Source organism: Acinetobacter sp. TG2027 (genome assembly GCF_000302435.1).
GTDB classification, from domain to species: Bacteria; Pseudomonadota; Gammaproteobacteria; order Pseudomonadales; family Moraxellaceae; genus Acinetobacter; species Acinetobacter pittii.
In genome coordinates, this window is the sequence record NZ_AMJN01000035.1 from 1 (window position 1) to 13,876 (window position 13,876).

Annotated in this window: 17 protein-coding genes; 10 read left to right on the plus strand and 7 right to left on the minus strand. The window is 35.9% G+C overall.

The genetic code is table 11. The features are described from left to right. Positions 1-2,286 (minus strand): Ig-like domain-containing protein (locus B806_RS0107555; protein WP_017402811.1); only part of this gene is annotated, 2,286 nt, incomplete at its 3' end. A 788-nt stretch (positions 2,287-3,074) separates the two neighbouring features. On the opposite strand from B806_RS0107555, the gene B806_RS19885 reads away from it, so the two are divergent. Both B806_RS19885 and B806_RS0107565 read left to right on the plus strand, forming a co-directional pair. Continuing rightward, on the plus strand, positions 3,075-3,233 hold the full coding sequence (locus B806_RS19885; protein ID WP_017402812.1) for a hypothetical protein: 159 nt from the start codon (positions 3,075-3,077) through the stop codon (positions 3,231-3,233). Between the two features lie 16 nt (positions 3,234-3,249). After that, positions 3,250-3,477 (plus strand): helix-turn-helix transcriptional regulator, encoded by a 228-nt coding sequence (locus tag B806_RS0107565; protein WP_017402813.1) that lies wholly within the window; start codon positions 3,250-3,252, stop codon positions 3,475-3,477. 30 nt (positions 3,478-3,507) lie between these two features. On the opposite strand, the gene B806_RS0107570 is transcribed toward B806_RS0107565, so the two are convergent. Next, complete coding sequence (locus B806_RS0107570) at positions 3,508-3,762, minus strand: helix-turn-helix transcriptional regulator (RefSeq protein ID WP_017402814.1); 255 nt, start codon at positions 3,760-3,762, stop codon at positions 3,508-3,510. A 118-nt stretch (positions 3,763-3,880) separates the two neighbouring features. Here B806_RS0107570 and B806_RS0107575 point away from each other — a divergent pair, with 118 nt between their 5' ends. The 7 genes from B806_RS0107575 to B806_RS0107605 all read left to right on the plus strand — a co-directional run bounded on the left by B806_RS0107575 (position 3,881) and on the right by B806_RS0107605 (position 7,685). After that, positions 3,881-4,420 (plus strand): hypothetical protein, encoded by a 540-nt coding sequence (locus B806_RS0107575; RefSeq protein WP_017402815.1) that lies wholly within the window; start codon positions 3,881-3,883, stop codon positions 4,418-4,420. Positions 4,421-4,497: 77 nt separating this feature from the next. Beyond that, positions 4,498-5,028, plus strand: coding sequence for a hypothetical protein (locus B806_RS0107580; RefSeq protein WP_017402816.1), 531 nt, complete (start codon positions 4,498-4,500; stop codon positions 5,026-5,028). Continuing rightward, complete coding sequence (locus B806_RS0107585) at positions 5,015-5,356, plus strand: hypothetical protein (RefSeq protein ID WP_025466678.1); 342 nt, start codon at positions 5,015-5,017, stop codon at positions 5,354-5,356. Before B806_RS0107580 ends, B806_RS0107585 begins: the two co-directional genes overlap by 14 nt. A gap of 60 nt (positions 5,357-5,416) precedes the next feature. After that, positions 5,417-5,689: a hypothetical protein gene (locus tag B806_RS0107590; protein WP_017402818.1), complete on the plus strand. Its 273-nt coding sequence runs from the start codon at positions 5,417-5,419 to the stop codon at positions 5,687-5,689. A 34-nt stretch (positions 5,690-5,723) separates the two neighbouring features. Beyond that, positions 5,724-6,296, plus strand: a complete 573-nt coding sequence (locus B806_RS0107595; protein WP_017402819.1) for an HNH endonuclease family protein — start codon at positions 5,724-5,726, stop codon at positions 6,294-6,296. 27 nt (positions 6,297-6,323) lie between these two features. Continuing rightward, complete coding sequence (locus B806_RS0107600; protein ID WP_017402820.1) at positions 6,324-7,211, plus strand: endonuclease/exonuclease/phosphatase family protein; 888 nt, start codon at positions 6,324-6,326, stop codon at positions 7,209-7,211. Positions 7,212-7,238: 27 nt separating this feature from the next. Beyond that, positions 7,239-7,685: a hypothetical protein gene (locus tag B806_RS0107605; RefSeq protein ID WP_017402821.1), complete on the plus strand. Its 447-nt coding sequence runs from the start codon at positions 7,239-7,241 to the stop codon at positions 7,683-7,685. A 915-nt stretch (positions 7,686-8,600) separates the two neighbouring features. Here the strand turns inward: B806_RS0107605 and B806_RS19755 are convergent. After that, positions 8,601-8,729, minus strand: coding sequence for a hypothetical protein (locus tag B806_RS19755; RefSeq protein ID WP_125514724.1), 129 nt, complete (start codon positions 8,727-8,729; stop codon positions 8,601-8,603). A gap of 178 nt (positions 8,730-8,907) precedes the next feature. Here B806_RS19755 and B806_RS0107610 point away from each other — a divergent pair, with 178 nt between their 5' ends. Next, positions 8,908-9,291, plus strand: coding sequence for a hypothetical protein (locus B806_RS0107610; protein ID WP_017387536.1), 384 nt, complete (start codon positions 8,908-8,910; stop codon positions 9,289-9,291). A gap of 535 nt (positions 9,292-9,826) precedes the next feature. On the opposite strand, the gene B806_RS0107615 is transcribed toward B806_RS0107610, so the two are convergent. The 4 genes from B806_RS0107615 to B806_RS0107630 all read right to left on the minus strand — a co-directional run bounded on the left by B806_RS0107615 (position 9,827) and on the right by B806_RS0107630 (position 13,701). Next, positions 9,827-10,249, minus strand: a complete 423-nt coding sequence (locus tag B806_RS0107615) for a GFA family protein (RefSeq protein WP_005066916.1) — start codon at positions 10,247-10,249, stop codon at positions 9,827-9,829. Positions 10,250-10,257: 8 nt separating this feature from the next. Further along, on the minus strand, positions 10,258-11,085 hold the full coding sequence (locus B806_RS0107620; protein ID WP_017402822.1) for a class I SAM-dependent methyltransferase: 828 nt from the start codon (positions 11,083-11,085) through the stop codon (positions 10,258-10,260). Positions 11,086-11,089: 4 nt separating this feature from the next. After that, the gene (locus B806_RS0107625) at positions 11,090-12,388 is read right to left on the minus strand and encodes an FAD-dependent oxidoreductase (RefSeq protein ID WP_044423929.1); all 1,299 of its coding nucleotides are present in this window, start codon (positions 12,386-12,388) and stop codon (positions 11,090-11,092) included. A gap of 440 nt (positions 12,389-12,828) precedes the next feature. Beyond that, a complete protein-coding gene (locus B806_RS0107630) occupies positions 12,829-13,701 on the minus strand; it encodes a pirin family protein (protein ID WP_017387539.1) in 873 nt (290 codons plus the stop codon). Positions 13,702-13,876: the final 175 nt, after the last annotated feature.

The following is a 13,876-nucleotide window of genomic DNA, read 5'->3' on the forward strand; positions in this document are numbered from 1 at the left end:
AGCTTTATCTAGGGTAATCGAGTATTTACCTGTGGCATCAGCTGTAGCTGTACCAACTACGGTTCCTGCAGCATTCTTAACGGTTACAACAGCACCCACCTCAGTCGTACCTGTAACCACTTTACCTGCAGCATCAATCGTTGCAGTCAGACTTGAAGGTGCTGTGGTATCTGGCGCAACAATAGTTTTTGGTGCGGTAGCATTACCTAATTTATCTGCTGCAGTAGCACTTAAGCTTTCACCATTTAGATAAGCTTTATCTAGGGTAATTGCATATTTACCTGTAGCATCAGCTGTAGCTGTACCAACTACAGTTCCTGTAGCATTCTTAACGGTTACAACAGCATTCGCTTCGGTTACACCTGCAACCATTTTACCTGTTGTGTCGATAGTTGCAGTCAGACTTGAAGGTGCAGTGGTGTCCGGTGCAACTATTGTTTTTGGTACGGTAGTATTACCTGATTTATCTGCCGCTGTTGCACTTAAGCTTTCACCATTTAGATAAGCTTTATCTAGGGTAATTGAATATTTACCTGTAGCATCAGCTGTAGCTGTACCAACTACAGTTCCTGTAGCATTCTTAACGGTTACAACAGCACCCACCTCAGTCGTACCTGTAACCACTTTACCTGCAGCATCAATCGTTGCAGTTAAGCTTGAAGGTGCTGTGGTATCTGGCGCAACAATAGTTTTTGGTGCGGTAGCATTACCTAATTTATCTGCTGCAGTAGCACTTAAGCTTTCACCATTTAGATAAGCTTTATCTAGTGTAATTGAGTATTTACCTATGGCATCAGCTGTAGCTGTACCGACTACGGTTCCCGCCGTATTTTTTATTGTTACTGCTGCATTAGCTTCAGTTACACCTATAACCACCTTACCTGCAGCATCAATAGTTGCAGTTAAGCTTGAAGGTGCAGTAGTGTCTGGCGCAACAATTGTTTTTGGTGCTGTAGTATTACCCGCTTTATCTGATGCTGTAGCACTTAGGCTTTCGCCATTTAGATAAGCCTTATCTAAGGTAATTGAATATTTACCTGTAGCATCAGCTGTAGCTGTACCAACTACAGTTCCTGTAGCATTCTTAACTGTTACAACAGCATTCGCTTCAGTTATACCTGTAACCACTTTACCTGTTGTGTCGATAGTTATAGTCAGACTTGAAGGTGCAGTGGTGTCGGGTGCAACTATTGTTTTTGGTACTGTAGCATTACCCGCTTTATCTGATGCTGTTGCACTTAAGCTTTCTCCATTCAAGTAAGCTTTATCTAGGATAATCGAGTATTTACCTGTGGCATCAGCTGTAGCTGTACCGACTACGGTTCCCGCCGTATTTTTTATTGTTACTGCTGCATTAGCTTCAGTTACACCTGTAACCGCTTTACCCGCAGAATCAATAATCGCTGTTAAACCTATTGGCGCAGTTTTATCGTCAGCCAAAATTGTTTGAATCGTTGATTTATTACCAGCTAAATCTTCAGCAGAAATAGTAAGCTTTTCACCATTTAAATAAGCTTTATCTAGTATGACTGTATATTTTCCATCACTATCAGACTTTGAAGTTCCAATAATTTTTCCAGATGAATCTTTGACGGTGACAGTTGAATTAGCCTCTGTCAAACCTGTAATAGTTTTACCGTTAGAAGAAATAGCATGTGTTAAAGTAGGAGCTGTAATATCAGAAGCGATAAGTTCTTGTTTAACAGTACTATTACCAGCAGTATCTTGAGCAGAAACTTTTAGTATTTCACCATTAATATAGGCTTTATCCAAATTAATTAAATATGTCCCATCTGCTCCGGCTTTGGCAGAACCGATTACTTTTCCAGCCGAATTTTCAACTATAACAGTTGCTCCAGCTTCTGTTAAACCACTTACCGTTTTACCATCTTTAGACAATATTTTAGTTAAACTTGCTGGAGGAGTTTGATCAGAAGGTGCTGAACCATCACTACCACCACTACCTGATGCTGCTACCGCAATACCACCAAGTGCGATCGCAGCACCACCCCATAACATTGCTTGTGAATCCAATAAACTCTTTTCTTTTAAAACTTCTTCTTTTTCAACTTCCTCATCAGCTTCAGAATTATTTTCTACTTGCTGACTAGAAACTTGCTCCACTGGTTGAGTATTAGGAGTAACGCTATAGGACTCAGCTTGAATTATCTCACCACTTTTAAGAGTGATTTCAAAACCATTTCCCGTATCTCTTACACTTTTAATATTGCTTGCATCTAACGTAAATTTTTGACCATTTTTAATAAAAGTAAGTATGTTTTGCATTTTTGTAAATAATCCAAAAAAATAAACAAAAATCTACCACAAAAACATAAGAATAATTACACAATAATTAAAAATTAATTATTCTACTAACTAGTTCACACTTTTATTATAAATTTTATCTAAAAAAATCTTCAAGACTATAAGTCTAGAGGCCATTTTAAGGTTTCAACTACTTTACTTGTTCAACATTTTTAGGATGTGTCGCATAGACATCAAATTGCTTGTATAAGGCTCATATTTACCAATAAATTCATCCAGAGTTTTATTAAAAAAAAACATCTAAATTTTTTAATTTAACTTTAAATATCTTCTATAAAAAAAACCCATACCTTGGGGAAGTTATGGGCTATAAACTGATAACTATTTCTAATATTTTCAAAAAAACCTAATGCCATTCAATATATTTTAACTTATTTTCAAAATCAAGAAATATTTTCACTTAAAATATCCAAACACTATTTCCCTCTCAATATAAAATTTCTAAAAACCAATTTTATTCTTAATTATTATAGCAATGGCTATTCACCTAAATTTATTAAAAAAATGCTCTTATCCACTTTAAGTTTTCTAAACTCTATTTAAAATCATGTATAGACAGCTTACATCAAAGAACAGAAGATACTATCTACACAACCTATTTGTACTTGTCTCAATTACTGATCCTCAATCAGATATATGCTTAGAGTCAATTATATTTCTTAGTTATCTTCCATAAAAATAATAATGCCTGTATTTGTATTGAATTTGCATAGATATTATCTACATGGTCTATTAACCAAGGAGTGACCATGAAGAAATACTTTCCTGAGCTTGATACAGTTTCCGATCTTCTTGCATCAATTCCTCATCCACAAATCCAGTCCATTGCACATGCTATTCATATCTGCAATGACCAAGATACGCATGTTCTCACTAAACTACATGCTGTAGTTGGAGTTATGATCTAAGTACATGGAGATGAAAATGAAAGCTTTGAAAGAGTGGCTCAAACAGCAACGCGAATTCAATGATCTAACTCAACAGCAATTAGCTCATAGGCTGGGCAAACCTTTGCAATACATTGAAGATGTGGAACATGGTGATTATCGCTTGGAGGTCATTGAATTTATTTATTATTGCCAAGCCTTGAATATTGACCCTCATCAGGGTATTCGCTTAATTGATCTTGATCCTCAAGAGCAAAACAAGTAAATCTCTTCTTAATAGTTATTATGATCCATATCAATTTTTTGATGCTGGAATCGCTTGCCTAATCTGCTCTAACCCCTCCTCTGGGGTAATTCCAAGTATACGGCAATACCAAACATACTCGACAACATCTAACCGACGCTCGCCTTGTTCAACCTTTTGAACATACGAGTGCGGTTTACCCATGCGTTCAGCCAATGCTCGCATAGTGAGATGTTGTTCTTCCCGCATTTGCTTCAACCACTTAGTTAAAGCCTGCATTTCTGGGGTATTAATACTTGCTGTCATGTACCCATTATCGATACAATATATTTTGTACCCAATATAGATACATGTAATATGTAACTAATCCTGAAATCAGAACTAAGTCTTCACTTCCTAACGAGAAAATATAAGGTGCATAAAGATGGGGTTTTCAAATTTACTTAGCTCTGCACTGACTGCAGTCGCTACATTCTCTGGTAATCCAGATGTTCAACAAGTTGCTAATTCTGCTAATGAATTAGTGGTTTCTTATCAAGCTCAGCAACAACAGGAAATGGCTCAACGAATCATAAGTTCGCCTGACGGTATTATCCCTGTAACTGAAAAAGGTAAAACTGTATGGCGAGCTTTGAAATACAACGCTGACGGAGAAATTACTGGCTTTGCTGACTTTAATACTAAGGAAGAATATTTAGTGTTGAAGCAGCAGGAACTTCGTGCTCAACAAGCATTGGAACAGCAAAGGAAAGCTGAACAAGCTACCCAACGTCAGTCTACGACTCAAACCAAACGTGCAGGTGATGTCTCAATTGCTGATCTAGATGCATATGGACAAATGCTTGGCACCATGCAAGAGGTATCTATGGGCGCTTTGAGAAACTGCTCTCAATATGTTGAAAGCTCCCCCCCTTGGAATGCTTGCGTACAACGTGAAGTACAAAAAGTTGAACAGCGTAGATAACTAAACCCATAATCAATTTATCAATCCCGATGATCTTTACAGGTCATCGGGATTTTTTATTTATAAGGAATTTCAACATGCAACAACGTGTATTCGACAAGGTTAATCAAACCCTCATCAAAACTTTTATTTGCAACAAGCTTTCTGAACGCTCTAAAGGTCAATTGCATTATCAACTTTGGCAAGACAATGATGATTTATCTCTTGGTATTGCTTTGAGCCATAATGAATCATCGGGTGGATTTAGTTCTGAACTTATCAAGGTGGATGACATACTCAAAACGATCAAAGAATTATTGCAGTCTGGGAAGCCTTTCCATGCAACTGCCTTGAAGGACTTATTCATAGGGAAATCAGTTAATAACTATAGTTTCTTGGGTGCTGCTTTAGTTGATCAACAGGTTATTCGTCTACATCCCCAAACAGCTCGTTTACTGGAGGTGATGGAGGAATATGAATTTTGGTCTCTTCGTCTTGAAGAAATAGTGAGTACAACCGATCCTCAAGAAAATCTTAAAACCAAAATACCCGCAAAACGCGGACCAAAACCTAAGAATCAAACTATCGAATCCGAAGCTGAGGAACAAGCAGATGATGAAATGCATTAAGACCAAAGATGATTTATCACATCTACACAATGAAGCGATTAAGGAAAGTATTTCCAATCACATCCAAACTTTAGAACAGCAGTATGATGAACCTTATCAAGCCACCCTACATGGGTGGTTTATTATTTGTGAAGATGAATCTGATTTATCTGAACCACTTGCCAATCTGACCTTTAGCCTTAGCGATAAGCTTCACTTAGGTGAAGTTGAATATGTCGAAAAGAAAGAGAACTGGTATGAGGTTTATATATTACTCAATGATAATGAAGGCATATTAATCTATGTTCCGAATAACATATTCGACAATCATTCTTTGACAGCGATCTAAAACTTTTTACAGCACACTCTCCTACAAAACCTCTTTCTAACTTTTATCTAAGGCTATTTCATGACAAGGCATATCTTATTCGCTTTGGGACAAGTCGTGGCTACTAAAAATGCAGTAGAGTTCATGACTCAAAAATGTATTACTCCTTTCGATTTACTTCATCGACATCAACGTGGCGACTGGGGTGATTTAAATGAACCTGATCGTGAAGCAAATGAACAGGCTTTGATTGAGGATCTCCGGATTCTCTCAAGCTACAATTTTGACAATGAGAAAATTTGGATTATCACTGAAGCAGATAGGGCATTAACAACGATTCTATTACCGAGGTAAAGTCACCGAAGCAGAGATTACCCAAACTGTTGCTGTGACTATTCTTCCTTATATCAAAGAAAAATATGATGAATTTAAGCATGTTTTCCTGAATATTAGACATGGATCGTATAACCCTCAATATAGACAACGTTTTATTCTCGGTAGGCTAGAAAATCAGGCACGTATCGAATCTGGATTAACTCCGTTATCACACAAGCAAGTGCAAGCTTACGAAATAGAGCACATCCTTCCTCAGACTCCTAAAGATGGAATACTTACTCCAGAGTTTGTGGACAAAGCTAGCTATCACAATTCAGTCTATAAATTAGGGAATGTTACCTTGTTAGAAAGTGTAATTAACCAAGCTGTAAATAGAATGAATGATCTGAATGGAGAATGGTTTGCAAGTAAATGTGATGAATATATTAAATCAGATGTATTAACAACGAATTTAATAAATGATGATTATGCTATTGGGAAAAACACTGCCATTAATCGCTTTAAAGCAGCTTCCGCATATTCATTCAAACTTTGGGATAGCTTAGCAGTATCAAAACGTCAGGAAATTCTATTAGATCTTGCATTAAATATCTGGAAAGTCTGTGGGCAACGAATTGATGCTTAAGTAGTGATAGATAAGGTAAATGAGATCATGAATAATTTTGATCTAAAACTAATTATATGGAATGCGCAAATCAGTTCAGCTAGGGCAACATTTAATATAAAGAACTGGCGAATTAGTAAGCGCTTCTTACACTCACTAATCGTACAACAAGTTGATTTTATTGGTTTAATTGAAATTAATGAAGAATCTGTAAACTATTTAAATAATATCTTTATTCGCTTTAATATCCCTTATAGAGTTGCAAATGGTACTCAACAGAGAGGAAATACTAGATTTGATACTTGTATAATATATCGTTGTGATAAATTTATGTTAATCCAAACACAACATAACCAAGATTGTGAAAATACAGATCTTCATTATCGAGGAGAATTAGCTAAAAGCGGCCAAAAATATGACTTTATTGATATAGAGAATAAACAAAAACTCAGTATAGTCTTAGTCCATTGGCCAAGTATATTAACACCAGAGATTCATAAAGTTAGAGAGAAGGTAGCTCAAAACTTACGATTTCATTTAGACTCATGGTTATCAAAAAATAGTAATATTATTATTGCTGGAGACTTTAATACTGAACCTTATTGTACTAGTCTTACTGATGATTTATGCAGTTTTAGAGAACCCAAATCTCCAAGTCGTAGCAAAAATGGATTTGAGCTTCTTTACAATCCATCTTGGAATCTACTTAGTGTACCACCTCCTCTAAGTCATTCTGCCGCTTATCCAGTCTTAGGAACTTACTTTCTTACAAAAAAAAATCACCAACATTGGTTTAATTTTGATCAAGTCATGTTTTCTAAGAACTTAATAGAAGGTAATTTTGGATGGAAGTATCTAGACAACTCTTTAAGAATATTAAATTTATTCAACATTACTGACAAGGTGGAACGCTGGTCAGATCATTTGCCTATATAGTTTAATCTTACATGGAAATCCTAAATCATGAGTAATTTTAATTTTGAAGAAAGTATTTCAAAAGCTATCCAAAAAGCAGATCTTGCAGAAGCTAATCAACAAGAAATATCTTCTATTTTTGAAGAGTTCTCTCAATCATTTCAAAGAGCATCAAATAATAAGATATATACCGAAATTAAAAGTAAAGAACGCAGAATTTCCAGTAATTCTCGAAATCCATGGTTAACAACAACAGCTACTCTTTTGAATAGTTTAAATTATGAAACTTATACTGCTCTTGTATTATCAAATGGAACTAAAGAATATGTTCTTGCTGAAATTATAGAGAACCAAGATGGATATCCCCTACGAATAAAAATAAATGACAATACTTCAGCTTATTCTGACAAAGATAGCTTAATTGAAGGGCTATCATATTTAGCTTCTAGAACAGAAGTTGGGAAATATTTTAAAATACTTCTTAATGAAGATTAAGATTAAATGAGAGATAATCCTGTACACGTAAATAGTTACAGGACTTTCATAATAAGATTAATATATTACTTTCAAAGTTATCAAATGAGCTCTCAAAATTAGCCTTATAAATATATAGAATATAAATAATATAAGGCCCAACCACTAATTCAGTTTGCAGGTACTTTCAATATTGATATAGGTAGCTTAATGAAAATTATAGTACAGATTAATTTCTAAACTTTATATATTTAAACCTAGAGACTGAGATATAACTTGTGCCCTCTTCGATTTCATTTGTATACTCTGATCATAGAGACTCATCTGATCGACCTCTCGAAGAGCAGAGTATACAAATGCGGAGAATATTCTCCGCATTGGAAATATCAAAATTCCTTTGAAAATTATGAAAAAATAGTAAAATCTAGGGGGAGAAATTCATATAAAAGAAAAAATAAATCACGTACTCCCCTTTTTACTCCTCCCTATCTACAAAATTTGATCAAGTTGAACTCACTGTATTTCTATTTGAAGATAAAAAAACAACGGTACTAGCTTATCTTCAGTAACAGCTCTATGCTTTAATCAAGGTCCGCTACGGTATTCTGTGAAAAGTATTATTTTTCTTCAATTTTCTGTTTACGGTCTATCAACTCTAAGTCGAAAAAGATATGGTCTGGTGATGGTCTATCATTAGTTATGCCTATTATTTTTCTTCTACTTAGCCATTATCGATTTACAAGAGATTTTGTTATCCAACAACCTACTCCCTTAATTTTCAACGTCTTAGTAATAGTACCACGGTCTCCTTGAATTCATTGAGTTTCTTATCAATTAAAACACTCAATACATTGTTTTTATTATAAAAAATATAGCAACTTGTTCGTACTTGTAATCAGTAGGTCCACAGTTCGAATCCGTGTGCCGGCACCATCATCAAACCTCATGAATATTTGATTTATGGGGTTTTTTGTTGTCTGTAATTTTAGGCATAGTATATTCATACTGTTTTGAATGAAGGTATTTACCTAAAATTTTATTATAAACTCGAGCTTCAAAATATATTTTCTAAAACCAATTTATTCTTTTAACAGAAAAATATGCGTTCTTAATTTATAAAAAAATATAATTTTAAAATAAGAAATATGAAAAAGATAAGATTATAATGCGCCACCAAATAAGGTCATATAAATAAGACCTATTTTATAAACTTTAATTCATTAAGATACCAATACGGAAAAGTATGAAACTTCGCTTTATTTTACCTGCTTTATTTCTAGCATTCCCTTTAACAACATATGCTCAAGAAACTACATCTCAACCTCAAATTCAAACCATTGCAAACCCACCTATTTGCTTAATTGAGGGGACTCCTTCAGCAGAGCACTATAAATCTATTAAACGTATTAAAGCCGCGAAAGGAACCTATGGTGGCTTTGAAGAAGTAAAACCTAAATTAGCTAACGTTGCCCGTAAATATGGTGCAGATGTCGTAATTAATTATCACCAAAGCCAAAGATTTGGTTTCTGGCCTTGGCGTATTGTTCGCCCAGTACTCACAGGTACTGCTGTGAAATGGAATACACCATTTAACTGTGCTGCCTTAGGTGGTAAAGAAATTCGTTAATAAGAAATGAAAAAAGCCCAACATCCTGTTGGGCTTTTTTCGTATTTCGTTACTAGGTACACTTCCTGTAATACCTCACGTCCTGATGCTTAAACTTATTATTGTTGTTTTACGTTTCGGAACTTCCTGTTCCTGATGAGTTCATCATAGGCAATTCATCACGTCATAAAAAGACGCCAATTTCCCGAATGTATGTACGAAAAAGCGTACATGGTTCTTTTAAATTTAAAACTTGATTTACTATCATTGAAATAAAAATATGAATTTATAAACAAGTTCTGTTCGTCAATTAAATAAGAAGACGATATAATGAGTTTATTACTTTATTTCTAAAATAAATTTAAAAATAACAAGGAACGAGATGTTTACTTTGCCATCAAATCTTTTTCAACCTTTAGTGACCATACTTGCATGCCTTATTTTCATTGTAAGTAAAATGCCTCAGCTAAAATTTAGAAAAACCATATTATTTTTCGCCATTGTCAGCTTTACTTTAATCTGTACTTTGGCAATATTTGGCTTCTTTAATTAAGCCTTATTTCTTGCTCTTCTCTATCATTTTTTCAAAATGTTTAAGGTTTGGGTTCAACGTATCCCATGCATAGGCTTGGCTCACAAACACCTCTGCTCTAGGCTGATAGAGACTCGGGTCATCCAAAGTACCTGCACGTATTGAAATCATTTCAGGCGCAATTTCAGGTAAGCCAAAAAGCTGAGAACCACATGTCGGGCAAAACGCTCTTTTAATAGCTCGGCCAGAAGATCCCAAAGTCTCAAAATATTTCAGCTCACCACTTACTTTCAATTCAGATTGGTGAAAAAAAGCAATTGGTGCATATGCTGAACCTGTGGCCTTTTGACAATCTCGACAGTGGCAATTAAAGCTATAACGTGGCTCTGCTTCACTTTGGTAGCTCACAGCTCCACATAAACACGATCCTTGATATTTGGCTGACATGGCTCATCCTATTTTTTTATTGCTGTGATTTGAATATAACGTACATATCCATTTTGGTAGAGTTGTTGGCATAACTTTGCAGTCATTTGAATTTTAAAATTTGCCAATCCTCGGCTTTGCTTTTGTCCTTGTTGATTTTGAATATATTGCGAAAAACCAAGTAATACTTGCTCAGATAAATCTTCAATTTGAATATCGACAAAACCTTGTTGTTCCAAGGTAGCTCTGAGCATTTTTTCATTTGGCACATTATCCCAAGCGACATTTGCTGCTTTGAGTAAATAACGATGCTTTTGTTCTTGTAGAGCGGTCATATTTTGACATGAGTCGGCACACATTAAGTAGTGAAAACCTAATCGGCCTTTTGAATTTAAAACTGGAGCGATGGAATCTAGAAATGAATTTAAATTGCTGTGATAAGCGGCATCAATACACATCACCACATCGAAGTATTGTTTAAATTCAAATTGTTTTAAATTTAAAAATGAACCGCAAAAAATCTGGCTTATTTCGGGAATAAGCTTTTGAATTTTATGGACACATTGGGCTTGTAAGTCAACTGCACTGAGGCTTTTAGGCTGATAATGCTGTAACCAGTGCAACAAACTTGCACCCTGTCCGCAGCCTAAATCTAAGAGATGATCTTTTGAATTTAAATTGACAGCTTGTGCCAAATGATCTGCCAATTGGCAACAAGCTTCACGGTAGTTTTGAGTGTTTTTCCAAAAACCCAAATTTGTCCAAGCAAGCTCTTGATCATCCCCTAAGCTTGATGCATCAATTGCATATTTATGGGGAATGAGTCGAGAGAGAGCTGCTCGAACTTTTGTTTTCACAATTTTAGTAGCCGAGTTCTGGGGCAACTTCCACCTTAGGTTTTAAACCTACAAATGGTAAAGGCGCCCCTAAAATTTCAGCAATATGCATGGCAGAAGTAACTGCTGACTCTAAAATTGGCAAGCCATCGCATGACCATGAACCACAGTAGAATACTTTACGGTTTGGGTCTAAATGACGTTGTTGCAATTCTTTGTTTAAAGCAACTGTTTGTGAGTCTACAACCGCACGCGTTAAAGTCACTTTTGAAATAACTTTTTTAGGGTCGATATCAACCACTGGGCGCCAAGTTTGGAATACAGGATTTTTACCCACGAGTGTTGGCTCCACCGCATTCATCCAAACTGTAAATTGCTGACGCGTAAACTTACGGTCCATCATGTAGCTCAGCACTGACCAGTCCTTACGGCGTGGTGGCATAACGGTCGCATCGGTATGAATCACAAGATCACCTTGCTCAAAGCGGAATTGCTTAAGCAAGTTCATATCTTCTGCAAACTGTTCAGGGTTTAAAAACTCATCAATTTTAGACGTTGGCGTTGCAACAATTACTCGATCAAATAAGTTCTGTTCACCTTGGCTGTTTTCAACCAGTACTTTTTCGCCTTGTTGCTCAACTTTCTTAATTGCCGATCCGCTATGAATATCGATGCCTTTAATCAAGCTATCTACAAATGCAGGTGTACCACCCTTCATGCGCAATAACATGTCGCCATCAGTTAAGTGACGTAAAAACTCAAGTAAGTTTTTTGCAGGCCAATCGCCAATTGTTTTCGGATTACACGTACAGATTGTATAGAGCACTGGCATAACCACACCATGCCAGAATACTTCTTCAATATCGTTCTGATTAATAAATTCAGCGAGGGTAATATCTTGATTTTTAGATTTGAAAAACTGGTGAATCGCAGTTTTTAATTGCAACATCCCTTTCACAAGACGCCAGCCATATTGCTGGATGCCTTTACGGTTATTAATAATCGGGAAATTACCAATACGGCTACGAGATGTCGTTAACCATGTTTCCGTACGATCTTCGAATAACCAGCTACAAGACATATAAGTACGAACTGGAAAGGTCTTAATACCTAAATGAGCGGCAAGGCTGAGTGTATTTTTCCATAAGTGAGGATTCATTACACGTAGCGGTGCATCAATAATTCCACCATCGAACTCAATGCTATGGCTATCCATTCCCCGGCCAGGAAGTGCTTCAAATATCGTGATCGTATGCCCTGCATCTTTCAGAATTCTTGCTGCCGCAAGCCCTGCCATTCCACTGCCAATAATTGCGATATTCAAAATGATGTCCCATTTTTCGAGAATTTTTTTGATTATCACTCATACCCCAAAAAAACACCGTATTAAAAACTACCAGATTTTTATTTTTTGCATCAATTTATATAGAAAATATTTAGCTGCTCACTCGTCTCACTTTTTATATTTTTTTACAAAATCAGAGAAGCTAATAAAACCTTATATTTTTTGAAAATTTAAAAAAAATCTTTTAAATAAAATAAGATAATTTAACTATTTTTATATCATTTGTTTTACAAGAATCTTTTTTTAATATATTATTAACTCATAATAATGAGAATCAAATCACATAAAACAATGCCGCAACAACAATGAAAACCATCATAAAAACAGAATCTTTACAGCGAAAAAGCCCGCTATTCACACTTGATAGCGGGCTTTTTATTACTTTGTTTTTAGAGGTTCTTCAAATGCAATTCGGCAATTTATGCTTCTTGCATGATTGAACCGAATTTTCCACGATTAAAATCATTAATCGCTTCCATAATCTCAGCTTTGGTATTCATTACGAATGGACCATAACCTTCGATTGGTTCATTGAGTGGTTGCCCAGTCAACACTAAGAATTTAGTGTCTTCTTCTGCATTTAAACTAAACTCAACACCCTCACGAGATAAAATCGCAACGGTTTTACCTTCCAGACGATTTGCATCATTAACCACAACCGCACCATCTAATATCACAACAAGCGTGGTGTGACCTTCAGGCACATAGAGGGTATGTTTTTGGCCTTTAACCAACTTACCATCCCATACATTTAATGGACTAAATGTAGTTGCAGCACCTTTTGCATCTGCATATTCACCTGCAATCACGCGCAAATGACTACCTTGTTCGTCTAGTGCAATGTCTGGAATATCTTTCGCTTCAATCGCTTGGTATTTTCCAGACGTCATTTTTGAATGAGCAGGTAAATTTACCCACAATTGCACCATTTCAAAAAGACCACCATGCTCTGCAAATTCAGGAGAATGGAACTCTTCATGCAACACGCCTGCACCCGCAGTCATCCATTGCACATCACCAGTTTTAATGGTTCCGCCGCCGCCGCTTGAATCTTTATGAGTTACTTCACCTTGGTAGGCGATGGTCACTGTTTCAAAGCCACGGTGAGGATGCGAACCTACACCTTGCTGTTCAGTTGTTGGCGAGAATGTATAAGGCGCTGCATAATCGAGTAGCAAAAATGGGCTTAGGGTTTGGCCTAAACGGTCATAAGAGAATAGGTTATATACAGGGAAACCATCACCCACCCAATGCATGTGGTTATTTTGATATGCACCAAGAAATTTCTTCATCTGATCTCTCCTATATATGTAGGATTTTCTTGAACTGGTATTGATTTTACGCCTCAATAATTGCAGTTTATAGATCAGGATTAGCAACACATTATTTCATCTATGAGACAATCATAGAATTTAATGTGCTCTTTTTAAGATCGTCCTATTTTTAAAATTCTTAATCCTATTTTTT